The 22,708-nt window shown below is 37.4% G+C and carries 24 protein-coding genes and 7 tRNA genes; all 31 read left to right on the forward strand.

Annotation, left to right across the window (positions count from 1 at the left end; genetic code table 11):
- The first annotated feature begins 29 nt into the window (after nt 1-29).
- The 31 genes from DWV68_RS11880 to DWV68_RS12020 all read left to right on the forward strand — a co-directional run bounded on the left by DWV68_RS11880 (nt 30) and on the right by DWV68_RS12020 (nt 22,658).
- Nucleotides 30-103, forward strand: a tRNA-Arg gene (locus DWV68_RS11880).
- 75 nt (nt 104-178) lie between these two features.
- Nucleotides 179-1,120 carry an NAD(+) diphosphatase gene (nudC, locus tag DWV68_RS11885; protein ID WP_117841675.1) on the forward strand — a complete coding sequence of 314 codons (942 nt, stop codon included), beginning with the start codon at nt 179-181 and terminating at the stop codon, nt 1,118-1,120.
- 79 nt (nt 1,121-1,199) lie between these two features.
- Complete coding sequence (locus DWV68_RS11890) at nt 1,200-1,808, forward strand: hypothetical protein (protein WP_117698507.1); 609 nt, start codon at nt 1,200-1,202, stop codon at nt 1,806-1,808.
- Between the two features lie 39 nt (nt 1,809-1,847).
- The gene (locus tag DWV68_RS11895; RefSeq protein WP_117841676.1) at nt 1,848-2,291 is read left to right on the forward strand and encodes a DUF1700 domain-containing protein; all 444 of its coding nucleotides are present in this window, start codon (nt 1,848-1,850) and stop codon (nt 2,289-2,291) included.
- A 54-nt stretch (nt 2,292-2,345) separates the two neighbouring features.
- Nucleotides 2,346-4,715, forward strand: coding sequence for a Crp/Fnr family transcriptional regulator (locus tag DWV68_RS11900; protein WP_118173533.1), 2,370 nt, complete (start codon nt 2,346-2,348; stop codon nt 4,713-4,715).
- A 275-nt stretch (nt 4,716-4,990) separates the two neighbouring features.
- The gene (locus DWV68_RS14455; protein ID WP_022243479.1) at nt 4,991-5,167 is read left to right on the forward strand and encodes a hypothetical protein; all 177 of its coding nucleotides are present in this window, start codon (nt 4,991-4,993) and stop codon (nt 5,165-5,167) included.
- 115 nt (nt 5,168-5,282) lie between these two features.
- Nucleotides 5,283-5,573 (forward strand): rhodanese-like domain-containing protein, encoded by a 291-nt coding sequence (locus DWV68_RS11905; RefSeq protein WP_117698510.1) that lies wholly within the window; start codon nt 5,283-5,285, stop codon nt 5,571-5,573.
- A 63-nt stretch (nt 5,574-5,636) separates the two neighbouring features.
- Nucleotides 5,637-6,794, forward strand: coding sequence for a THUMP domain-containing class I SAM-dependent RNA methyltransferase (locus DWV68_RS11910; RefSeq protein ID WP_117698511.1), 1,158 nt, complete (start codon nt 5,637-5,639; stop codon nt 6,792-6,794).
- Nucleotides 6,791-8,506, forward strand: a complete 1,716-nt coding sequence (locus DWV68_RS11915; RefSeq protein ID WP_117698512.1) for a lectin like domain-containing protein — start codon at nt 6,791-6,793, stop codon at nt 8,504-8,506. Before DWV68_RS11910 ends, DWV68_RS11915 begins: the two co-directional genes overlap by 4 nt.
- A gap of 11 nt (nt 8,507-8,517) precedes the next feature.
- Entirely contained in the window at nt 8,518-9,597 is a 1,080-nt protein-coding gene (locus tag DWV68_RS11920; protein ID WP_117698550.1) for an N-acetylmuramoyl-L-alanine amidase family protein, read from the forward strand.
- Between the two features lies 1 nt (nt 9,598).
- Nucleotides 9,599-10,198, forward strand: a complete 600-nt coding sequence (locus tag DWV68_RS11925; RefSeq protein ID WP_117698513.1) for an XTP/dITP diphosphatase — start codon at nt 9,599-9,601, stop codon at nt 10,196-10,198.
- 13 nt (nt 10,199-10,211) lie between these two features.
- On the forward strand, nt 10,212-10,721 hold the full coding sequence (locus DWV68_RS11930) for a metallophosphoesterase family protein (protein ID WP_117698514.1): 510 nt from the start codon (nt 10,212-10,214) through the stop codon (nt 10,719-10,721).
- A 124-nt stretch (nt 10,722-10,845) separates the two neighbouring features.
- Nucleotides 10,846-10,920 (forward strand) — tRNA-Pro (locus DWV68_RS11935).
- A gap of 6 nt (nt 10,921-10,926) precedes the next feature.
- A tRNA-Gly gene (locus DWV68_RS11940) sits at nt 10,927-10,997 on the forward strand.
- 22 nt (nt 10,998-11,019) lie between these two features.
- A tRNA-Arg gene (locus DWV68_RS11945) sits at nt 11,020-11,093 on the forward strand.
- Between the two features lie 46 nt (nt 11,094-11,139).
- Nucleotides 11,140-11,213, forward strand: a tRNA-His gene (locus tag DWV68_RS11950).
- A 36-nt stretch (nt 11,214-11,249) separates the two neighbouring features.
- Nucleotides 11,250-11,321 (forward strand) — tRNA-Gln (locus DWV68_RS11955).
- Between the two features lie 70 nt (nt 11,322-11,391).
- Nucleotides 11,392-11,464, forward strand: a tRNA-Lys gene (locus DWV68_RS11960).
- A gap of 107 nt (nt 11,465-11,571) precedes the next feature.
- Nucleotides 11,572-12,507 (forward strand): tyrosine-type recombinase/integrase, encoded by a 936-nt coding sequence (locus DWV68_RS11965; RefSeq protein WP_118665891.1) that lies wholly within the window; start codon nt 11,572-11,574, stop codon nt 12,505-12,507.
- A 14-nt stretch (nt 12,508-12,521) separates the two neighbouring features.
- Nucleotides 12,522-12,665, forward strand: coding sequence for a hypothetical protein (locus DWV68_RS14460; RefSeq protein ID WP_156454687.1), 144 nt, complete (start codon nt 12,522-12,524; stop codon nt 12,663-12,665).
- A complete protein-coding gene (locus DWV68_RS11970) occupies nt 12,662-13,810 on the forward strand; it encodes an Ig-like domain-containing protein (protein WP_118665893.1) in 1,149 nt (382 codons plus the stop codon). The genes DWV68_RS14460 and DWV68_RS11970 overlap by 4 nt, the downstream gene beginning before the upstream one ends.
- Before the next feature lie 789 nt (nt 13,811-14,599).
- Entirely contained in the window at nt 14,600-14,950 is a 351-nt protein-coding gene (locus DWV68_RS11975; RefSeq protein WP_118665895.1) for a hypothetical protein, read from the forward strand.
- Nucleotides 14,951-16,511: 1,561 nt separating this feature from the next.
- On the forward strand, nt 16,512-17,006 hold the full coding sequence (locus DWV68_RS11980) for a capsid assembly scaffolding protein Gp46 family protein (RefSeq protein WP_118665897.1): 495 nt from the start codon (nt 16,512-16,514) through the stop codon (nt 17,004-17,006).
- 139 nt (nt 17,007-17,145) lie between these two features.
- The gene (locus DWV68_RS11985) at nt 17,146-17,334 is read left to right on the forward strand and encodes a hypothetical protein (RefSeq protein WP_147404539.1); all 189 of its coding nucleotides are present in this window, start codon (nt 17,146-17,148) and stop codon (nt 17,332-17,334) included.
- Between the two features lie 14 nt (nt 17,335-17,348).
- Nucleotides 17,349-18,218 (forward strand): hypothetical protein, encoded by an 870-nt coding sequence (locus DWV68_RS11990; RefSeq protein ID WP_118665901.1) that lies wholly within the window; start codon nt 17,349-17,351, stop codon nt 18,216-18,218.
- A 62-nt stretch (nt 18,219-18,280) separates the two neighbouring features.
- The gene (locus DWV68_RS11995) at nt 18,281-18,520 is read left to right on the forward strand and encodes a helix-turn-helix domain-containing protein (protein ID WP_118665903.1); all 240 of its coding nucleotides are present in this window, start codon (nt 18,281-18,283) and stop codon (nt 18,518-18,520) included.
- Nucleotides 18,520-18,987 carry a hypothetical protein gene (locus DWV68_RS12000; RefSeq protein WP_118665905.1) on the forward strand — a complete coding sequence of 156 codons (468 nt, stop codon included), beginning with the start codon at nt 18,520-18,522 and terminating at the stop codon, nt 18,985-18,987. The genes DWV68_RS11995 and DWV68_RS12000 overlap by 1 nt, the downstream gene beginning before the upstream one ends.
- Nucleotides 18,988-19,363: 376 nt before the next feature.
- Nucleotides 19,364-20,251, forward strand: a complete 888-nt coding sequence (locus tag DWV68_RS12010) for a hypothetical protein (protein ID WP_118665909.1) — start codon at nt 19,364-19,366, stop codon at nt 20,249-20,251.
- Between the two features lie 406 nt (nt 20,252-20,657).
- Nucleotides 20,658-20,822 carry a hypothetical protein gene (locus DWV68_RS14465; protein ID WP_155176650.1) on the forward strand — a complete coding sequence of 55 codons (165 nt, stop codon included), beginning with the start codon at nt 20,658-20,660 and terminating at the stop codon, nt 20,820-20,822.
- Nucleotides 20,823-21,224: 402 nt separating this feature from the next.
- Entirely contained in the window at nt 21,225-21,398 is a 174-nt protein-coding gene (locus tag DWV68_RS14470) for a hypothetical protein (RefSeq protein ID WP_155176651.1), read from the forward strand.
- A gap of 18 nt (nt 21,399-21,416) precedes the next feature.
- Nucleotides 21,417-22,658, forward strand: coding sequence for a hypothetical protein (locus DWV68_RS12020; protein ID WP_118665913.1), 1,242 nt, complete (start codon nt 21,417-21,419; stop codon nt 22,656-22,658).
- Nucleotides 22,659-22,708 lie beyond the last annotated feature (50 nt).

A 22,708-nucleotide genomic window follows, 5' to 3' on the forward strand; every position in this document is an offset into this window, starting at 1 on the left:
CATACCGATGGTATGTAATAATTTAATATGTGCGTGTAGCTCAGCTGGATAGAGCACTTGGCTACGGACCAAGGTGTCGGGAGTTCGAATCTTCTCACGCACGTGGAAAAAGGACTTTGAATCTTTGTTTAGCAGAGATTTGGGGTCTTTTTATTATATAAAAAAGGGTGGCGCAGGTATGATACAGGATATTGCACCAATGAAATTTCACAATGAATATCAACAGAGAGAATGCCGGGATAAGGATATCGTATTTTTATTTTCGGGAAATAAACTCCTGGTAAAAAAAGATTCTAAAATCAGTTTCTTCTATATAAAAGAGTTTTCAAAAGAACTTATAAAAGAGACAGAACAAGAGGCTGACGGATTCGGTAACAAAAGATTGCAATATCTGTTTTCTATTGATGATGTACAGTATTATCTGCTGAATGTATGGACAAAGGAAGAAGCAGAAAAAGAGGTAGAAAAGCAGCTTGATGAGCAGGTCAATAGGCAGAGCAAAAAGCAGAACCATAATATTGGAAATATGGAATGGGTTACGATTCGCAGCCTGCGGGAAACAGTTTCAAAGAAAGATTGTTTTGCTGCGGCAACGGCATATCATTTGTATGTGTGGTATCGGGATAACCGTTATTGTGGCAGATGCGGAAAGGAATTGCAGCCGGATACGAAGGAGCGGATGATGCGTTGTGCATGCTGTGGCAATATGGTTTATCCGAAAATTGCTCCGGCAGTAATTGTGGGAGTAATATACGATAATAAAATATTGATGACAAAATATTCAGACAGGGAATATAAGAAATACGCATTGATTGCAGGTTTTACAGAAATTGGCGAAACTGCGGAAGAGACAGTTCGCAGGGAAGTCATGGAAGAAGTAGGATTGAAAGTAAAGGATATTGTATACTATAAGAGTCAGCCATGGGGCTTTGATTCCAATCTTCTGATGGGATTTTATGCCAGAGTGGAAGGAACAGATGCCATTACTTTAGATAAGAATGAACTTTCACTGGCTGAATGGGTACCAAGAGAACAGGTTGCAGGCATGGATGATAAAATCAGTCTTACCAGGGAGATGATGGAGAATTTCTATCAGAATGGCGAAAAATGTTTGCAATAACTACATTTTCTTGACAGTTTTGCATAAAAAATATATGATATAGAAGTGAAAAATCTTTTCAGAGAGGACTGATTTATTAATGAAGAATGAGAGTAAAAAGGCGAATGCAAAGCTTACATCAGTTCTTGCAGCAGTGCTTATTATAGTAGTAGCCATTGTAGCGGTAATTGCTGTAAAGACAAAGGATAGTGGAAGTCTTGGAACTTATTCATGTGAAATTATGTCAAGCGATAATTCATCGACTGTTTTTGAAATTACATTTAATGAAAAGAATAATACTTATAAAGAGAATATCAGTGTGGGAGACAAGGCAGTAGAGCTGGCATCAGGAACATTTGTCATGGATGGAAATAAGCTTACACTGACCTCCGATGGTGGCGATGTACAGAATCTTGTAAAACAGGGAAAATACCTGATTGCAAAAGATTATTTATATGAAGGTGAGATACCGGATGGAGATACTTTTGATGCTACCTGTACATTTAAGAATAGTAATAATGTGGTATATTCCATTACCTTTAAAGCGGATGGAACTTATGTACAGGATGATAATGGAGATGTATCGGAAGGAACTTATACGCGTGACGGAGACTGGATTAAACGTGAGAGCAGTTCTGGCACAAGCGTAGGAATTGATTATTTGATTTATAGCGGAAGAATAACTAATTCCTACTATATAAAAAAATAAAACAAAAAAGTAATGGAATAGAAGAGTTGAGGAAAATAAATGTCAAGAGAGGAATTCCTAACAGAATTAAGAAAGGCTTTGCAGGGAAGGGTAAGCCAGCAGGCGGTGAATGATAATCTCCGCTATTATGAAGAATATATTCTTACAGAATCTCATAAAGGAAAGACGGAGGCTGAAGTAATTGCAGAATTAGGAAATCCAAGACTTCTTGCAAAAAGCATAATTGATGCAGAAAATGCAACGGCAGAGAAAACTACAGCAGAACCACAAAAGGGAATGGATGGGCAGGAAACAGCTTCCGGAGAGTATTCTTTTAAGAAGATTAAAATTCGAATCTGGCTTATATTAGCGGCAGTATTTCTGTTTGTAATTTTGCTTATAATTCTGCTTGCACAGGTAGTTGCATTTTTACTTCCGGTTCTGCTTCCGGTAGCAATCATTTTCTTTTTATTTATAGCAATGGGTATGAACAAAAGATTTTAATAAGCAAGTATAATAAAGTAATTTTAATATAGAAATAACAGAGGAATTGGTGTTATGGCAATGATTAAGGTCCCGGCAGGGAAATGCTTTATCAAGCATGGAACAGCGGTAAATGCACTGTATATGGTAATTCATGGAACAGTGAGACAGGTGTCTAAGCTGGAAGAAGTGCAGATTGGAAGCGGTAATATAATAGGTCTGATGGATTGTGCAGAAGAAGAATATATAGCAGATTATGTGGCAGCGGATGATGTAACACTTTATCCGTTTCATTATCATGCTCCGGAGGACTTTGGTAAGATATTTATCAGTCAGCCGAAATATGCAGCAGCATTTTTATCTGTGGCAATTCGTGAGGCAGACCATATGCTTGGACGAAACCAGAGATTTCAAAACAGTACAGAAAAATATTATAGCTTTGCACTGGCAATGTATCAGAAATATCAGGAGTTATGTAGAAAATATTGCATTCAGGAGAAAAGTTTCCGGAGAATAGAGAGCCTGCAGCCTTATGTAAGAACCAATATGGCACCGAAATGGGAAGCGGATTATTTCCATGAACTGGCAGAACTTGGGAATAGTGGAACTATGGATTTCTTTCAGCAGAAAGAGGATTTGCTGACGGGACAGATTATGCAGGCAGCAAGAGCTATGTGCAAAGCGGTAAGAGAGATTGACCATGCAAAAGAATATTTACAGGAGCATGTAAATCTGTATCTGGATATCAATCGAATGGATTTATTACAGCTTTATTTTGACATGGCAGCCCGTGCAGCAGCAAGTGGAGCTGACATCGAGGAAATACGACAGGCAATAGAGCCATTGTTACAGTTTATCAAGGACAACCGTCTGGGAGATGCAGGAGAACGGGACAAACGAATTACGGAATATCAGACTTATGATTTTAGCAATATAAAGATAAAGGCAGATGCAATATATAACTTTGCAGGAGAACTGATTGGTGAAGTACCAAAGCCGCAGGCAGAGGATAAGCTGGTTCAGGGAACGGAAGATTTACTGGAACAGGAATATGCGGAAACCGATGGAGAAGAGGAAGAAGAAACAGAGGACTGTCTGGTACATATCTTAGAATATGCAGGAGTGGCAGCAGAGGATGTACATAAAATTCGAAGCAAAATGCATGAATATGATGCAATTCCGGATAATTTTGATAATGATGAGAAAACGAGAAAACTTCGGAAAGAGTTGACAGCATTATTCTATGCTACTTATAAAAATGTATTTAAGCATGCCATGAAAGATGCGGATGACCTAGACCCGGTTATTCAGATGTTTTTGAATTTTGGATTTATGGATGTGGGAATGGTAGGAGAAGATACCGCTAATGAACTTTATGATTTGACAGATAAACTGTTCAAGTGTAAAAGCGACCATGTCTATACCATGTTTGAGTGGCTAAAGAGCATCTATGAAGGAAAGAATGAACCAAGCCGGAATGAATTTGACCTGGATTATAATGGATATCTGGCAGAGCAGAAGCGGATGGGTAAGCTGGATGCAGCAGGAATGGAGCGGTTGAAAACAGACTGCTGGGAAAAGACCAAATATGAGATGAATAATATGTTTGTGTCAACGAACCGGGCAACTTATGGAAAAGTAAGTACCTTCTGTCCGATTCTGAGCAAGCATGACATGGTGCAGGAAACAGAGAAGATGCTGGTGACTGCAGAGCGGATTGAGGAGGCAATCAAAAAAGTCCGTGAAGTTGATTATTCGTTGTTCTACCGTGAAGTGATTTTTTCAGATCCGATGCATGGTGTAAATGCTGAACCGGTGCAAAAAGAAGTATTTCCAGATGTTATTCTGATGCCGAATGTGGGAATGAAAGCAATGATGTGGCAGGAGACTGCCGGAGTAAAACGTGATACATCCGCCCGATTTGTTTTCCCGGTTATGACTATCTACAGCCTGCAGGATATGATGATAGAGACCTGCGGAAGATTCCGTTGGGAAATGTGCCGTAAGATACAGGGAATGCGTTGGAATGATATTACAGAGAAATCCCTTACTTCAGAATATTGTGATTATATCCAGTACTATCGGAAAAACCGTGATTTATCCACAGAGGCAAAGGAGAAGATTAAGAATACACTCTGGAAGTCAAAGAATAACTATCGTGAAGTATTTATTTCTGATTATATCGGATGGATTAAATACGAGGCAGGCGGCAGTTTCCGCCTGAACCGTGTAGCAAGGGATATTCTGTTCCGTTATTGTCCGTTTGCCAAGAAATACAGGGATGCATTAGAGGCAAACCCGATGTATCAGGATATGATCAGCCGGTTTAAAATATTCCAGGAACGTAAACTGCGTCATATCGATGGATTCCGTACCAGATATGAGAAGAACGGCGGCGAGATGAATATGGAACTGCAGGAAAATATGAATTTCTATAATATGTAAAGAACAATAACTACGAGAAATACGTTTTGCGAGCTACTCGTGTAAATAAGAAAGCCACATGAATCTTAGGATTCCTGTGGCTTTCTTGAGGGGAGTATAAATAATTAATAAGGGGTATAACTGTATAAAAAAACAATTCTTATACGAAAAAAATTATAATATAAAAGTTTTTAAAATGCAATGCAAATGAGAATAATAATAAGAAATTAAGAAATAATATCACTGTATCAGAGAATCAAAAGAAAAAGTATCTGATAAAAAAAGGAGGCGATATTATGGCAAAAAATGCAGATAATGCAAAAAACAAAACAAGCAATGTAAACCGCACAATGAATGCTGATAATGACTTTGAAAATGCGGATAACAAAACCGGCAACAAAGCAGGCAATAGGACCAGCAACAGAAGTGATAACAAGGCGGATAACAAGACATCCAACAAATGCAATTACTAGGTCAATCTTATTGAAAAACTGCATATATTAAAATAAGAAACAGATTACAAGGAACACTTTGTAATCTGTTTTTTCATAGCAGAAAAAGTCAGGAGATTTTTGGGGGAGATGGCATATGAGATTTACGGCTATCAGTGTAGCGGAATTATGGAAACTAAAAGATGATCCACAGATATATATTGTTGATTTGAGAAGCAGGGAGGATTTTCAGGTATTTCATTTGAGAAATGCCCATTGTTATCCTTATGATGAGATAGAACACTGGGAGCATAAGCTGCCGAAAAATCGCAAGATACTGCTGTGTTGTGAGTATGGAAATACAAGTATGTATGCAGCAAAAAGACTGACGCGGCAGGGATATCAGATATATACTCTGATTGGAGGCCTAAATGCACTAAATGGATAGAAAAGAACATTGACAGTGTCATTTAGAACAGATAAGATAGTAGTGATAATGGAGAAAGAACATATGAAAACATACGAATTAACAGTGCCATGTCATTTTGGCTTAGAATCAGTTTTGAAAAAAGAAATATATGATCTGGGATATGAAATCTCAGAGGTGGAAGATGGAAGAGTGACTTTCATTGGTGATGCAGAGGCAATCTGCCGTGCAAATATTTTCCTGCGTACAACGGAGCGTGTGCTGCTTCGGGTAGGAAAATTTAAAGCGGAGACATTTGATGAATTATTTGAAGGAATCAAGGCACTTCCATGGGAAGAGTATATTCCGGAAAATGGTAAATTCTGGGTCACCAAGGCTTCTTCCATAAAGAGTAAATTGTTCAGTCCGTCAGACATCCAGTCTATTGTTAAGAAGGCAATGGTAGAACGGCTGAAACAGAAATATCATACCAATTGGTTTGAAGAAAGTGGTGCATCCTATCCGGTACGAATTTTCCTGTTGAAGGATGAAGTAATGGCAGCATTAGATACCTCCGGAGAATCTTTACATAAGAGAGGCTACCGGACTCTTACCAGTAAGGCACCAATCACAGAGACCCTTGCAGCAGCATTGATAATGCTGACACCATGGAATAAGGACAGAATTTTAGTAGATCCATTCTGCGGAAGTGGAACATTTCCGATTGAAGCAGCAATGATTGCAGCCAATATAGCACCGGGCATGAACCGTAGTTTCCTAGCAGAGCAGTGGACAAACCTGATACCGCGTCAGCTCTGGTACGATACAGTAAATGAAGCCCAGGAAATGGTGGATACCAATATTAAGGTGGATATCCAGGGATATGATATTGATGAAGAAATTGTGCGTGCAGCAAGAGAAAATGCAAAGCGTGCCGGTGTGGATGGCATGATTCATTTCCAGCAGAGACCGGTAAGCCAGTTGAACCATCCGAAAAAATACGGTTTTATCATATCCAATCCGCCATATGGTGAGCGATTGGAAGAAAAGGCGGCATTGCCGGAATTATACCGGACAATTGGTGAGGCATACAGAAGGCTGGATTCATGGTCTATGTACCTGATTACCAGCTATGAGAATGCACCAAAGGATATCGGAAGAAAACCGGATAAAAACCGCAAGATTTATAATGGAATGTTAAAGACATATTTCTATCAGTTCATGGGACCGAAGCCACCAAAACGGAAAGGGACAAAAGAGTGAGGGAAAAAGTACGTTATTCTAAGAGATATGTAGTATTCACGTTACTTTTAGTTCTTGCATTGATACTGAAATTTGCCAATTTTAAGGGTGTAACCGAAGAAATCGGACAGTTCCGTGGTGCAGATTTGCAGAGCAGCGACTGGAACCCTCTGATTGCAAAAAGCATCAATGAGAAGAATCTTACGGTAGCGATTGATAATAAAGTATATACCAACAAGGACAATGGAATCTATATGGATGAAAATCTGAATCTGATGGTACCATTGGACTTGATCCGGGACAGTTATAACTGCAGCGTGCATCTTTACGATGACACGGCTCTTTTGATAGAAAAATATTCAGACAGCTTGTGGATGAGCTTAGATGACCAGGAAGTACAGATAAATGATGAGAAGGAGAAATTTTCTTCTACATTGACACGGATTGATGACCGTTATTATGTGCCGGCAGAGGTCATTGCCTCGAAGCTTGGTTATTCTTATGCATGGGATGTTAATAAAAATGAAGCAGTGGTGGTGAATACTTCTTCTGAGACAAGCATTCTGCCATCTCATTATGACTTGCGGGAGAAAGGAAGAGCACCGCAGGTGAAGAACCAGGGAAATAAGGGAACCTGCTGGGCTGCATCTTCTCTGGCAGCACTGGAATCCATGCTGCTTCCGGAAGAAAATGATATATTTTCCACCGATAACATGAGTCTTGGAAACAGTTTTGGCTTAGGACAGAATGATGGTGGGGAGTATACTATGAGTCTGGCATATCTGACTGCATGGCAGGGTCCTGTATTGGAAAAGGACGACCCATATGACGGTGAGCTGACAAAGAATTTAGCTCCGGTCAAACATGTGCAGGAAGCACAGATTATTGAAAGCAAGGATTTGGAGAAGATTAAAGAGGCAGTTTTTAAATATGGTGCAGTCGAGACTTCTATTTACAGTACATTGCAGAATGTCAACAGCCGTTCCGAATATTTTAATCAGGAGACCAATTCTTATTGCTATGTTGGTTCAGAAAAGCCGAATCATGATGTGGCGATTATTGGCTGGGATGACAGTTATGCGAAAGAGAATTTCCCGGGAGATTTAGAGGGAGACGGTGCATTTATCTGCCAGAACAGCTGGGGAAAAGATTTTGGAGACAATGGAGTATTCTATGTCTCTTATTATGATACCAATGTAGGAATTCACAATCTGGTTTATACCGGAGTAGAAGATACCGATAATTATGATATGATTTATCAGTCCGATTTATGTGGCTGGGTCGGTCAGCTGGGATACAACCGTGATACCATTTATGGAGCAAATGTATATACAGCGGAAAGCAATGAAAATTTAGAGGCAGCAGGCTTCTATGCAACCGGGAAAAATACGGAATATGAAGTATATGTAGTAAAGGACTATGATGGAAGGGAAAGTCTGTCCAAACGGCAGAAAGTAGCTTCCGGAAAGTTTGATAATGCAGGTTTCTATACCGTTACTTTTGATAAGAAAATTGCAGTGAACAAGGGAGAAAAATTTGCCATTGTACTGATGATAAAGACTCCGGATTCCGTGCATCCAATGGCAATTGAATATAAGGCAGATGAATCAACCAGAAACGTAGATCTTTCCGATGGAGAGGGATATATCAGTACCAACGGCAAAAACTGGGAAAATGTAGAAGAAACCCAGTCTGCAAATCTTTGTATAAAAGCATATGCAAAAGAAAGGTAAGTCAGAGCGGGATGGAAGAGAAAGTTATTAAAGCAGCTACCGTGATTATTACTGCCATAAGCATTATTGTGGCAGGAACGCTGCTGTTTTTTCCACAACTTCATATCCGGGCAGAGGAAAACAGGGAACTTCGGGCACAGGAAGCCATCGAGCGCAAGGAAAATATGGATGCGCTGGAAATGCTGCAGTATAATACGGCAAATGTAGACAGCCAGGAGGGCATCAGCTTTGACCAGCAGCTTCGTATTGCGTTACCGGAAAATGTGACACCGGAAGATGTCAGCGTAGAAAATGACTATCTGACCCAGACCATTATCATTAAAATTCCGGGAGCAGATGAGAATTATCTTTATAACTATCCCATGATAGGAAAGAGCTATCATATAGATAATCTGACTTATGAAAGTGAGCCGGAATATGGTGTAATTGAGATCTCTTTAGATAGTGTGGTGGAATTACAAAAGACATCTGACGAGCATTATATTTATATGGATTTTTTGACACCACATGAAGTCTATGATAAAGTTGTGGTAATAGATGCAGGACATGGTGGAAATGCACCGGGAGCTACAAAGCAGGGCATTAATGAGAAAGATATTGACCTTGCTATAGTGCTTAAAGTAAAGGAATTATTTGATGAAGCAGGAGATGAGAGCGTCGGAGTCTACTATACGAGAACGGATGACAGCAATCCAAGTCTTGAACAGCGTGTAGATATGGCAAATAAAGCCGGGGCAGACCTCTTTATCAGCGTACATAATAATTCTACCAAGAGCGGAAGAATGTCCAGTATCAACGGAACAGCAGTCATGTATGATGAAGAGAAGGCATCTGAGGAAAATGGAAGTATGCAGTTAGCCCAGATTTGCTTAGAAGAAATGACAGCGGCGTTAGGAAGTACCAGTAAGGGAATTGTAAAAGGACACGAGATTTATATTATACGAACAGCAGAGATGCCGGTAGCATTGATAGAAGTAGGCTTTATGACAAATCAGGATGAACTGAACCGGTTGAATGATGAAGCATATCAGAAAGAGGCAGCACAGGCAATTTATAATGCAATTTACCGGGCATTTCAGGAGGGATATTAAGATGAATAAAATAATATTTGCAACAGGAAACAAGGACAAGATGAAAGAAATCCGCATGATTTTATCGGATCTTGATGTAGAGATTCTTTCTATGAAAGAAGCCGGAATCAGTGTGGATATTGAAGAAAATGGAACTACTTTTGAAGAAAATGCACTGATTAAGGCAAATGCTGTGGCAGCATATACAGATGCTATTGTTTTAGCTGATGATTCTGGTCTGGAAATTGATTATCTGAATAAGGAACCGGGTGTATATTCCGCCCGTTATATGGGAGAAGATACCTCTTATACCATAAAAAACCAGAATCTTTTGGACCGTCTGAATGGAGTACCAAAGGAACAGCGGACCGCACGCTTTGTATGTGCAATTGCGGCTGTATTACCGGATAAAGAAACACTGGTAACCCGTGAGACAATTGAGGGATATATTGGATTTGAGCCTCAGGGTGAAAATGGATTTGGCTATGATCCAATCTTTTATGTGGATGAATATAACTGCTCCACAGCAAGCTTGCCACCGGATAAGAAGAATGAAATGAGCCATCGTGGAAAAGCATTACGCGCAATGAAAGAAGCACTCATGGGAAAAGGTTTATCATAAAGGAAGATAAAAGATGAGAGTATTGATAGTAAGTGATACCCATAAGAAACATGAAAATCTGATAACGATTATGGAAAAAGAAAGACCTTTTGACCGTATGATTCATCTGGGAGATGCAGAAGGTTATGAGGACTATATTGCGGAACTGGCAGGATGTCCACTGGACATTGTGGCAGGAAATAATGACTTTTTCTCTGAACTTCCGAAAGAAAAGGAAATTGAAATCGGAGGATTAAAGGCATTGATTACCCATGGACATTACTATTATGTTTCTGCCGGCCTGGAGGATATCAAGAAAGAGGCAAGGGGAAGAGGCATGGATATTGTAATGTTCGGACACACCCACAGACCGCTTATAGAAAAGGATCATGGTGTAGTGGCATTGAATCCGGGCAGCACATCATATCCTCGTCAGGATGGACATCTGCCGTCTTATATCGTGATGGAAATCGACGCAAATGGTACTCCGGACTATCAGCTCAAATATCTTTCTGAAGAAGAAAAATCAAAAAAACCTTTATAAATTGGGGCAAGATTCGGAGTTGTAAAAATTTTTTGAAAAAATTTGAAAATAAATGTTGACAATTGGTATATGCTATAATATAATATGTCTTGCGTCACGGAAAAAGAAATTTAAATAGCGTTGACGGGGTGTGGCTCAGCTTGGCTAGAGCGCCTGGTTTGGGACCAGGAGGTCGCAGGTTCGAATCCTGTCACCCCGACTTCATGCGGGTGTAGTTCAATGGTAGAACACCAGCCTTCCAAGCTGGATACGTGGGTTCGATTCCCATCACCCGCTTTCTAATTGGAAAATTAGATATGTGTTCGTAGCTCAGCTGGATAGAGCAACGGCCTTCTAAGCCGTGGGTCGGGGGTTCGAATCCCTTCGAGCACATTTTCCCAAGAGGGAAGAGAGACCGCCTGATGGCCGGAATCTTATGGTGGGTATAGCGCAGTTGGTTAGCGCGCCAGATTGTGGCTCTGGAGGCCCAGGGTTCGAATCCCTGTATCCACCTTGATGCGATGGTTAGAGCATCTTTTGTAAAATTGATGGGCTATCGCCAAGCGGTAAGGCACAGCACTTTGACTGCTGCATACGTTGGTTCGAATCCAACTAGCCCAGTTAAGCTGTGATGTATCTTGAAGGATTCCAAAAGGATTTGGAAAGAGCACTTATCGAACTAAATATGTATGGGATATTAGCTCAGTTGGTAGAGCACTTGACTTTTAATCAAGTTGTCCGGGGTTCGAATCCCCGATGTCTCATTATATGGGAAAACTCATTGCTTTTAGTGATGAGTTTTTTTATTGTATTCGTATAACCTTCTCACTTAAATTTAGAGGTCAAGCACACAGAAAGTGAGGTTGTTATTATGAAACAAATCCAAATGAACAAATCTAAAAATTTATCTGTAAATGATGCTTATGATTTATTTATCAGAAAGTGTCGTGTCAAGAATTTATCCCAAGCATCTATTGTGTCATACGAGAATAAGATTCATCCGTTTGTAGATTACTGTGAAGGTGGTCTTATCAGTGCGGTTACAATCGACACAGTGGATGGATTTACCAATCATCTTAAAACAGAACATAATGTGAATGATGTATCTGTCGTATCTTATTTACGGTCTGTGAGAGCGTTCCTATATTATTGCATGGAATGTAACTACATGACCTCGTTCAAAATTCATCTTCCAAAAGCACAGAAGGACATTAAGGAAACTTACTCGAATGAACAGTTGGAGAAATTATTAGCCAAGCCAGACCTCAATAGTTGCTCTTTTACGGAGTTTAAGACATGGGTGTTTGAAAACTATATGCTTGCTACTGGAAATCGTCTCAGTACGGCTTTAAACGTCCATATCAAGGACATTGACTTTGATAATGGAATGATTATGTTGCGTAAGACAAAGAACCGTAGACAGCAGTTAATCCCACTCTCAGCGTCTTTATCTGAGATATTGAGAGAGTATCTTGATATTCGTGGTGGAAATCCTGATGATTTTCTTTTCTGTAATAACTATGGTGAGCAAGCCAGTAACAGGACATGGCAGACATTGGTATATCGCTACAACATTAAGCATGGTGTCAATGTCACAAGTATACATTCATTCCGACATACTTTCGCAAAAAACTGGATTCTCTCAGGTGGTGATATTGTAAGATTAAAGACCATCATGGGACACAGTAATATTGCAGTCACGAATGAATATCTTGCTATGTTTGGTCAGGATTTGCAGATGGACTTTGAAAAATTCAATCCATTAGATAATATGAAGAACAAAAACAGAGAACAAATCAGAATGTAAAGGAGAATATCATAATGAAGAAATGGATTAAGGCAAATAACGGAAGATCAACACAGGTGATTGAATTTAATGATGGCTCAAAGATGGAACTGCCATTAGATAATCATGGAAATTTAAAATGGTTTGATGATGAATTATTAAGGAAGGAGAATAAATGAATTATGCGAATGTATTTGGTCGTACCCAGAAACAGTTTGATATGACCATGAATCGAGAAAAAATCACAGTTGCAGATTTCTTCAACTCTGATATTAAATATAATGTATTCTTCCGTAGGAATCAGCGTAGTACAACACCACAGGGCAAGGTTAGATTCTTCTATGCTCAGAGTACACCTATTCATATTGGAACTATCTTTGTACTGAACGGAAGTAATTTTATTGTAACTTCTCAGGATGGAATTGAGAGTGATATATATTTCACTTCTATTGCAGTCAGAAGTGATATGACCTATAAGGTTAAGACAGATAAGGGTACTGCCAGTATTCCATTTGTTGTAGTATCTGACAAGTGGACTGTGGCTCATGGAACTATTACACAGTTGTATGGTGCAGTAGCTTTATATACTGGTTATAACAGTGCAGTGGAGAATATAAAGGTGAATGATTCGTTTAGAGGATTTGGCAACTATTACAAGGTTGGGAATACCTTTAAGAATAATAATCTGTTCTATATGTATTTGGAGCAGACGCAAGCACCGATTGACAACTATAAGATGAAATATACTGGTGTAACCTCATTTGATCTGAAGGAGAGCAACACATATCAGTTGACTTATTCCGTGACCAACAATGGGAATGTTGTAGAGAATCCACATATATCATATAAATCTTCTAATGTTGAGATTGCTACAGTTGATGATAATGGTCTTATGACTATGCTTCAAGAAGGTTCAGTTGATATTGTTGCTTCATGCGGTGGTGCTACCTGTACAACAACTATGGCTATTTCAGACACAACACAGAAAGTCAATTATACAACGAGCATATCAACATCTACAGATACTATTAAGATTGGTGGCTCTTATAAGACACTTACTTGTCTGTTTGCTGATAAGAATGGACAGGATATAACAGAAACAGTTGTTGCCGATATGACAACTGCTGACTTTACATGGACTTGTTTCATTGATGGAACTGAATATACAAATGATTCTATGGTCGTTTGGTATAAGGGTTCGTCTACTAATAGCAAGAGAATGAAGTTGACTTCTGCTGCACAGAGTTATCTTGCACATACAATCACTATCAAGTGTACAGTCAACGGTGTAACAGCAAGTAAAAATTTGGAAATGACTGAGTAGAAACACTAAAATGTTCGAAGCAAACATCCCCATTTTTGCCTTATATATCAGGTGATTATGGGGATGTTGGAATAAAAATTCGTTTCCTTTGAATGTATAGAAGAGAAACGCTTAAATGTTTGAAAAACTCAATCTCGTGAACCCTTGATTTATAAGGCTTTTTGGCATATTTTTACAAAAAATTTGATTTCCTTAAATGTATAGTAATAAGTGTAAATTAGGAAAAGCTAAAAGTCGTGTAGCCCTTGATTTTACAAGGTTTACAACAACCATGTCCGTTTTTCTTATTATGTAAGAGAGAGTATAAATGTTCGATTTAGAAACTCTTATATTTCCTAGCATTTTCAAGCCTTTAAGCACAATTTTATTTTTCTGTATCTTATGGTAGGAAGATAAGTTTTGCATAAAAATATGAGGTGGTCTACTTTGTTCTTTTATAAACCCTTATAAAATAAGCAAATTTTGGATTTCTCTATTTTGAGAAAATGACATAAAGGGAAGGACGATAAAAGAAGTTTTGCATAAAAATTTTTTATTTTCCTCACCCAATTCCCCAAAACCCTTGCTACATAAGCATTTCAGCGATTTCCCAAAAATGAGAAAACGGACTAAGGGGGACGAGTAAAAATAAAAAATGTAGTAGCTAGGCTTTTGTTAAAAATTCGACCATAAATATTGGGTTATTATATTTTATCAAAAAATCCATAGTCCATTGAATATGGTCGAAAAATACCCATCAAATGTTTCTTTTAGGGAAGAGTAAAAAAATAAAATTAGAAAGGACACAATATGAAGACAATAACACATGATGAAATAATGAAAGAACTTATAGGAGAGATGGAACGTCAGCATATTTCCAAAGTTGAAACAGAATATATAATGCGACATTATGAAGACATAGTTAATCGTTATTTAAGAAATACAGATGATAAGGAAGAAGATTTAAAGATAAAAATTATGAGTGGTATTACTTTAGAGCGTCAGTATATTCCTGAACAGGTGATGCAGAAAGGAATGTTTAAAGGGAAGATTATAAAAGAACATTTTAATATAAAAGCGTCTGTGTCGAAATATCTAAAGGATTTTACGAATAAATGGTGCTTTAAAGAAGGATTCCGCAAAGAATGGATAAATAGATAGATATTGGTAATGTAGACATATCAAATCTTCCATAAATATTGGAATGTGAAAATCCATTTCTTCTATAAATTATGGAACAAGTTTTGTGGCTATATGGAGAACTGGCAAATAATTGTCATTTTCATCCGCTGTTTATGGAAGAATTTTAAATCACATAGGAGAGGGTAATTACAAAAAACATGCAAAATGCGAAATTGAGTAAGTCTTAGATAACGAATTTCGTGACCAAATTTATTTTACATAGGAGAGGGTAGTTTTCTGGATTTAGCTTATGTCCCACCAGTTGATAATGCCCAAAAATCAATACTTTTAGAAAACCATAGTCCATTATATATGGTCGAAAAAGTAATATCATTTGTGGCTATATGGAGAATAACATATCATGCACAAAAATATTCGGCAACTATGCACGATTATTTTGTTATTGTTTCCCAAAACCCTTGATTTTATTGGCTTTCAGGATTTGCTTAACGTCCGTTATATGGAAGGAAGAAAAATTTTTGCGGAACGGAGTTGTTGAAAATGTAGTATTTTCAATAGTTTAATGGGTATCAAATGAGGGTGTTATATGGAGACGAAAAAAATTCGCATCCAAAATAGACTATTTTCGTGCAGACATAATTATTTTGACATACAGAAAACATAGCAGTATCAATAGTTTTAGAGATTGCCGAAAAGTGAACTTATGAGGAGAAAGAATCTAATAGAAAAGCAGATAAAAAGTATAAAAATAAGATGCGAGAAAATAGAAAATCCGATTTTTCCTTATAAAATAAGGTTTTATTGGTGTTTTTGTGTAGCTATATATCACTAATGGAAAACAATGAAATCGTCATAAAATAGAAATGGACTTGTTTGATTTAGAAAATCCTTATATCTCCTATGGTTTACAAGACTTTACGGCTGTTTTTGCGGTGTTATATATCATATATGGAATACAATGTATATAACCACAAATAGAAATAGACTTGTAGCGAAATAGAAATCCTTATATTTCCTACAATTTATAAGGACAAAATGATGTTTTTATGGTGTTATATATCACATATGGAAAACAATGTGAATGAGAAACGTTAATGTGTGAAGTTTCTTACAACTCCGAAAATCCTTGATACATAAGGTTTTCAAAGTACATTTTCAAAAAAATATGTTTTTCTTAAATGTATAGAAGAAAGGCGATTTTGGAATAAAAGCCTAATACCCTACAAACCTTGATTTATAAGGCTTTCAAGGTACTTTTTACAAAAAATTCGTTTTTCTTAAATGTAGAAAGAAACTAGATTTTGTCGATAAATAGAAAATCTTCAAAATCATTATATATCAATGGTTTTCTGGCATATTTTTATAAAAAATTAGATTTTCTTAAATGTAGAAAGAAGAAATTATTTAGGAGCATACTTCGGTATGTTCCTTTTTTGATGAAACAAAGTTGCGTAGATTTGGTGAGTGCAAAATTTTCGCTCACACCAATTTACATATATAACAAACACACAATGTATTGTGGGGCGTAAACATGAACTCAGTGAGGGCATGATAGAGCAACACAGGAAGGAGTAATTTAATGGAACTTAATATTGAAGGATTAACACAGGAGCAGATTGAAGCAGTAACAAAGTTAGTACAGTCAGAAACAGATAAGGTCAGAACAAAGTACAGTTCGGAACTTAAAACTGTCAATGATGAATTAGCACAGTACAAACCTGCGGAGAAATCTGATGCAGAAAAAGCTTTAGAACAGCGTATAGCTAATCTTGAAGCAAAGGAAAAGGAAGTAGCCAATAAGGAAAGAGCAATGACGATTGCCGATAAACTTAAAGCTAAAGGACTTCCTAGCGAACTGGCACAGTATCTTAATGTTGGTGAGGATATTGATGGCTCGATTGATAAGGTAGGTGACGCACTCGGCAACTACTTTCTCGGACAGGTATCAAATCCCAGTGGCAATCACGCTACCAACAAAGGAATCACCAAAGCCGATTTCGCCAAAATGTCCTACTCTGAAAGAGCAAAACTTTTTCAGGAGAATAATGAACTTTATAAAGCACTTAGTAAATAAGGACTGTTAAGCAGTTCTTTTTTTATTGTGCGGAAAGGACTGACAAATGGATGTAAACACAATCCAAACTGCCATAAGTACGCTTGGCTTTCCTATCGTGTGTGTTCTTTTCTTGGGTTGGTTCATCTGGAAGATCTGGATGAGTCAGCAAGACCAGAACAAAGAGCGAGAGGATAAGTTATATGAGTATCTTGGCAAAGCACAGGCGGTCAATGAAGAGTTGACCAAAACTAATTCAGAATTTGTAAACGTATTAAATACATACAAATCTGATTTGGACACTATCAAAAATGATGTAACAGAAATTAAACAAAACATGAAAGGTTAATAAGGTGAATTTATATGGCAACAATTAACAATACAACAACTAGCGCAGTAAATAAAAACATGATTATTCTAGAAGTATACTCAGCACTTGTACAGGAAAAGATTGCAGGAAAGTGCCACGTAGCAAATATGGCAAAGGTACTTGGTGACTTACAGGGTAAGCCGGGCGAGACACTTACTGTACCTTCAATCGTGTATGATGGAGATGCAACTGATTGGACTCCTGGTACTGCTATGTCAGCAACAAATCTTAAGACAAAGACAAAGAGCTTTACAATCAAAGCAATCGCAGCACCTGCATATGACATCTATGATTTCGATTCTGAAACTGAGATGTTCAACTCTATTGAGAACGCTTCAAAAAATCAGTCCACAGCAATCGCAAGAAAAATGGATGCTGACTGTATCACAGAAGCACTTAAAGCTCCATTCAAGGCAACAGTAGCTACAAGCGGTGTGATTACACAGGATGAGTTACTTGACGCTCTTGGTCTGTTTGGTGACGACAGAAATGTCGAGGACTTCGCAGGAGCAGGTATCGTAGCACATTCTGCTTTTGCTAAGAGCTTCTACGGCATGGAGTTATTCGTGAAATCAACAACAACAACTGCACAGGCAGGTAATGGTATCGTTCGTGGTGATTGCATTGGTTCATTCCTTGGAATCAACGTATACCTCTCTGACAGATGTGTAGAAGCAAGCAAGCCAGTAATGTTTATCATCAAAACTGATGCTCTTGGCATTATTCCAAAAGAGACTCCATTCTCTGAGGTTGCTCGTGACGCTTCTAAGAGACTTAATACAATTTACTGCTCAGATACATACGCTTGCGGTGTGATTGATGAGTCAGGAATCGTTGTTATTCGTGAGAAAGTAGGAAAATAATTTGACTTAGTGGGGGTGGTGTCCATTTAGGACACTGCCCTTTTTAAGGAAGGACAAGACAAATGTTAGACGGAACAGTATTACAAAGATTAAGAATGAGGTCGGGCAAGACATTAGTGCAAGTGGCTGATTGGTGTAATGTATCTAAGAGGTACATCATTTATATTGAACAGAATAAAGAAGTGCCAAGCGAAGAAACATATGAAGCTTATCTGAACTGTGTCTACGGTCTTGGAAAGCCACTGCCACATGAGCCACGATGTAATCAGACCTCTAGGAAAAAGAAGTCGGGTGATGAGTAATGGGATTATTCAGCAGAATTTTTGGCGGTAAGTCAGTCAAATCAGTAGCACAAAACGCATCATTTCTTGGTGCTTATCGTGAAGCAGGTGGACAATCCTATGACGGTGGTGGATGGGGATTAGACCGATTCAACAGTATCATAGATGCTCACTCTTCCATAGACGATATGATTGAGGAATGGGGACTTGCTGATGAAGGTTGTCGGTATCAGTCATTAGATGGATATTCTAATCCGTACACACAAGCGTACCGTGAAGAAAGAGAACGTGCAGAAGAAGAAGCGGAAATCCTTGCAATGTTCGGAGAAGAGATTAATGTAGAACTCTTAATAGATTGGGACACTGTAGAAGAGAACGCTTATGAGTATGCAGAAGAACTTGCACAGGCATGGCTTGATGGAGATGAATGGATTCCAGAAGAGATTATGGACTGGGCTTGGTACGACTTGTCAGATCATAATTTATAAGGAACAAAAGGAATAGAAGGTGCAACAATGACAGGAAAAGAGTTTCGCATATGGCGAAGATACAAAGAAATTTCTCAACAAGTAGTTGCGTCATTTGCGGAATGTAATAAGAGCACAATATGTCGTTGGGAAAAGGAACAAATCAATTTATATCCAGACCTATACAACAAGGTCATGGAATTCTATGAAAATCATAAATAATCTTACGCACAAATCTGTGCGAAAAAATCACAAAGAAACTGGAAAACGATAACCAGTATAAATAAACGCAGTAACCAAAAACAGGTAGAAAGGAAAGGTGAGATAACTTATATGATATTTAGTTATTACACCTTCTTCTTTTATCATGGTGAGTTATCTCACTGTGGTAAACAGAATGAAGGAAGAATATAGACAGAAATTATTAAAAGGAAACGAATGGATTGATGGCACAGATAAATTTGGTCTTACATTAACAGACGATTTAGATTCACTTTTATCATGCGCTATCTTAAAACAGATTAAAGGTTGGAACATTGAAAGTGCATTTATATTTAATGACAATAAAGTGCATGAAAAAGATAAGCAGAAACTTGACTGCTATTATAAAATCGCTGATACAGATAATGAACAGATTGGTGTAGACTTTGCTAAAGCACAGGGAAAATGTTTCGACAATCATCTTACACAGTTTACATATCACGAAGAAATAAATCCACAAGCAATCAATTTAAACAGAGTGCAGAACATTTACAGAGAGAAATACTGCAAGAAGTATAATCTGTCAACTGTATTACTTCTATGGTCTTTATATGATTTACCAAAAGAAAAATTAACAGATGAACTAATGATGTTGCTCATAGCAATAGATTCAAGTGACGCTGGCTTTTACACAGATAAAAGATGGGTGGGCATACATGAGTATTGGATAAATGAGGTACTTGATCTGCCGGAATTATTAGAGTTTGAGCGCAGTCATACAAAGGAAGATTTTAACAAATTTAAAAGAGAGCTAGGCTTAGTAAAAGGTCGTAGCAAGATTTGGGTAGAAGATAAAAAGTTATGCACTGACATAGACCTTGAAGCAGTAAATGAAATTTTATGGTGGAACACTGACATAGAAATCAAGCTACCAGAAGTGGACTTCTATCGTAATGGCATATATAAAGACAACATCGTAAACATACAAGGATTTCCAAGTAGTATTAAATCTATTTGTGACAATCCTTTTTCTTATGCCATGACAAGTAAATATGCAGTAGCAGTTTCAGAACAGGTGATGTAATGAATTATTCAAATGAACATAAAACAGAGTGCTATATATTCAGTGGATATGTAGCCAATGAATTGCTGAGACGTGGGTACAGAATAACTCACGTCAAGGCAGACAAGAAGAACAAGCAACGCTCAGTATTCTTATTTAAAGTGGAGAATAATATAGAAAGAGCTATTGACTCTATTACTGAGCAGATGAATTAGCTACCGATTTAGGTAGAGTATTTCCATAATACTCCTTAAATTTTTTGCATAGTTAATATTTTTTAGACTCTTCTCCATTTGGAGTAGAGTCTAATCCTCCCAAAAGAAAGGACACAGAAAGATGAATGAATATTTATATGAAATGACAAAGGACTTAAACAACAGAGAGTTTGAGAAAGTATATAAATCATACAGAAAGGGGAACAAGATTCATGAAAGAGAAAGATACAGTGATAATTTTCACAGCGAAGAAAGCAAGAACTTTATTGAAGATGGGTTATACGCTTGTGGATATTAAGCCAGATAAGATGGATGTAGATCATAAGAGAAGTGTATTCGTTTTCAAGAATGAAGATGGAATTTTGGAGAATATATAAGTGGCTCAAAATTGAATCAAATTTATCTTTATCACTTAAAGGAATAATCGTCTGCCCTGTCGGGCATCCGTTCCTTGAAGTAAGAAAGAGAAGTTTGCAATTTTTCACTTGGAAGATACATATTCATTAACTGTCCACTTGCGTGTCCAGTTTTATCACATCTCAACTTACATTTTGAAACACATTTCTTAATGGAAACCAAGTGAAGAAAACAACACAGGCGTATGCCACTCGTACCTACAACTTTCCAAAATCGTCCACTCAGAACACACATATTAGAGAGAGTAATAGATATGTACTTTCTGACTGGTCGAAAATGGAAAATCAAAATGCGACAAGAGTGAGTGCGTTAGCACGAACTAATCAATATGTCAAACAAAACACAAAAAGGAGAATTAAAGAATGAAGACAGTAAAAATTATCAATCCAGTACAAGCAGGTTTTTATTTTGAGAATGGATTAAAGCCATTAGATATTTATTTCAGTAGAGGTAAATGGGTTTGGGAGTTTGATAAAGACGAAAGCAATCCATTATTTACTCGTTGGCTGAACAACGAAAACAAAATGAAATATTAACTTGAAGGAGATTATTAAATGAAGGAAATTATATTAAATACAGAATACACATACAAACAGTTGTGTGAATTATTAGGATGGAAAAATTATTCAGGTGGTAATGGCAAGAAAGCACAAATCAAAGAGATAGAATCTTCATTTGAATTTTATCATCCTATAAATAAGAAAACTCACAAGGAGAAGAAGTCATATATCTTTACAAAGCAGTTGAAAGATTTGGTCGAGCCATCAGTTCAGAACAATGGTGGTAGTAATAATAAGAAGAATATTACACCTATGATGGATTATCTTCTTCGTATTGCAAGCGAAAAAGAATTTAATGTTGGTACTGATATGACATTAACTCACTGGTTCTGCGGCAGTGCAGGTCTTGACTTAATGGATAGGGATATATATGTTGAACAGTTTGGCTCAGATGAAGAGTTAGCGACATTTTGTGCTGAGTATCATATCTCTAAGCCGAGATTATTTCGTGAGTACATGGGAATTATTAGAAAGCATACAAAGGATATATTCTTAAAAGCTTTAGAGGTCATGGCTAAGAAAAATTTAGTCAAGTACATAGATGGTTATGAGTTCTATTACAAGATGAATAAACGTGGTCGCATGGGAAATATATTCACAGATGAGTTGAATGATACAGTGCATGGTCTTGAAGAGAAGTATTGTAATGAACTCAATGATGCTTACAATCTCAGTCAGAAGATGGCAGGTAGACGATTACTTATGTGTATAAATAGAAAGCCGGAGATTAAGGATGAGTTTGATGATTTTATGAATAATGATTTGAATGTTGTTCCTGTGTGGGATATTCTCAACGTGCGTATTGATGAAGAATATAAATATAGTTGTCATGTAGATGATGAACATAGTATTCAATCATATTATCGTGCAATCGAAATTGATATGATAGAAGATACAATCAATCAGGACTGTGATAAAGACGGTCTTGCAACAGCCGTTACAAATGTTATTCGCAGAGTGAGTCGCCGGGAATTACTCAATAAGAAGTGGAAAGATAAATATGGAAATGTTCATATGACTTATGACTCTTGGGAAGATGCTACTGATATAGTGGCTATTGAGAAATTATTATTCACACATTTTGATGAGGACTTTGATGATGGAACGTCACTTGATTTAGCGGTACTTGATAATGAATTAAAGGATTTTTTATTGGATGACGTTTCCCAAAATGGAAACACTGATGGATTAACGGAAGAAGAAAACAGATTATTTGATAGGGTGTCTATTGCATAGGCATCCTTTTTCATTGCACTCCAATTGGAGTGTATTGGAATAGTTTTAGA

Source organism: Roseburia sp. AF12-17LB, assembly GCF_003479605.1.
GTDB lineage: Bacteria > Bacillota > Clostridia > Lachnospirales > Lachnospiraceae > Roseburia_C > Roseburia_C amylophila.

Coding starts and splice junctions, on each gene's coding strand:
- DWV68_RS11990 (WP_118665901.1), top strand. CDS start 17,349: ATGGCAACAATTAACAATACAACAACTAGCGCAGTAAATAAAAACATG.
- nudC (WP_117841675.1), top strand. CDS start 179: ATGATACAGGATATTGCACCAATGAAATTTCACAATGAATATCAACAG.
- DWV68_RS11895 (WP_117841676.1), top strand. CDS start 1,848: ATGTCAAGAGAGGAATTCCTAACAGAATTAAGAAAGGCTTTGCAGGGA.
- DWV68_RS11965 (WP_118665891.1), top strand. CDS start 11,572: ATGAAACAAATCCAAATGAACAAATCTAAAAATTTATCTGTAAATGAT.
- DWV68_RS14465 (WP_155176650.1), top strand. CDS start 20,658: ATGAAAGAGAAAGATACAGTGATAATTTTCACAGCGAAGAAAGCAAGA.
- DWV68_RS11925 (WP_117698513.1), top strand. CDS start 9,599: ATGAATAAAATAATATTTGCAACAGGAAACAAGGACAAGATGAAAGAA.
- DWV68_RS11900 (WP_118173533.1), top strand. CDS start 2,346: ATGGCAATGATTAAGGTCCCGGCAGGGAAATGCTTTATCAAGCATGGA.
- DWV68_RS14460 (WP_156454687.1), top strand. CDS start 12,522: ATGAAGAAATGGATTAAGGCAAATAACGGAAGATCAACACAGGTGATT.
- DWV68_RS14455 (WP_022243479.1), top strand. CDS start 4,991: ATGGCAAAAAATGCAGATAATGCAAAAAACAAAACAAGCAATGTAAAC.
- DWV68_RS11975 (WP_118665895.1), top strand. CDS start 14,600: ATGAAGACAATAACACATGATGAAATAATGAAAGAACTTATAGGAGAG.
- DWV68_RS11980 (WP_118665897.1), top strand. CDS start 16,512: ATGGAACTTAATATTGAAGGATTAACACAGGAGCAGATTGAAGCAGTA.
- DWV68_RS11995 (WP_118665903.1), top strand. CDS start 18,281: ATGTTAGACGGAACAGTATTACAAAGATTAAGAATGAGGTCGGGCAAG.
- DWV68_RS11985 (WP_147404539.1), top strand. CDS start 17,146: ATGAGTCAGCAAGACCAGAACAAAGAGCGAGAGGATAAGTTATATGAG.
- DWV68_RS11890 (WP_117698507.1), top strand. CDS start 1,200: ATGAAGAATGAGAGTAAAAAGGCGAATGCAAAGCTTACATCAGTTCTT.
- DWV68_RS12010 (WP_118665909.1), top strand. CDS start 19,364: ATGAAGGAAGAATATAGACAGAAATTATTAAAAGGAAACGAATGGATT.
- DWV68_RS11905 (WP_117698510.1), top strand. CDS start 5,283: ATGAGATTTACGGCTATCAGTGTAGCGGAATTATGGAAACTAAAAGAT.
- DWV68_RS12020 (WP_118665913.1), top strand. CDS start 21,417: ATGAAGGAAATTATATTAAATACAGAATACACATACAAACAGTTGTGT.
- DWV68_RS11910 (WP_117698511.1), top strand. CDS start 5,637: ATGAAAACATACGAATTAACAGTGCCATGTCATTTTGGCTTAGAATCA.
- DWV68_RS11920 (WP_117698550.1), top strand. CDS start 8,518: ATGGAAGAGAAAGTTATTAAAGCAGCTACCGTGATTATTACTGCCATA.
- DWV68_RS14470 (WP_155176651.1), top strand. CDS start 21,225: ATGAAGACAGTAAAAATTATCAATCCAGTACAAGCAGGTTTTTATTTT.
- DWV68_RS11970 (WP_118665893.1), top strand. CDS start 12,662: ATGAATTATGCGAATGTATTTGGTCGTACCCAGAAACAGTTTGATATG.
- DWV68_RS11930 (WP_117698514.1), top strand. CDS start 10,212: ATGAGAGTATTGATAGTAAGTGATACCCATAAGAAACATGAAAATCTG.
- DWV68_RS12000 (WP_118665905.1), top strand. CDS start 18,520: ATGGGATTATTCAGCAGAATTTTTGGCGGTAAGTCAGTCAAATCAGTA.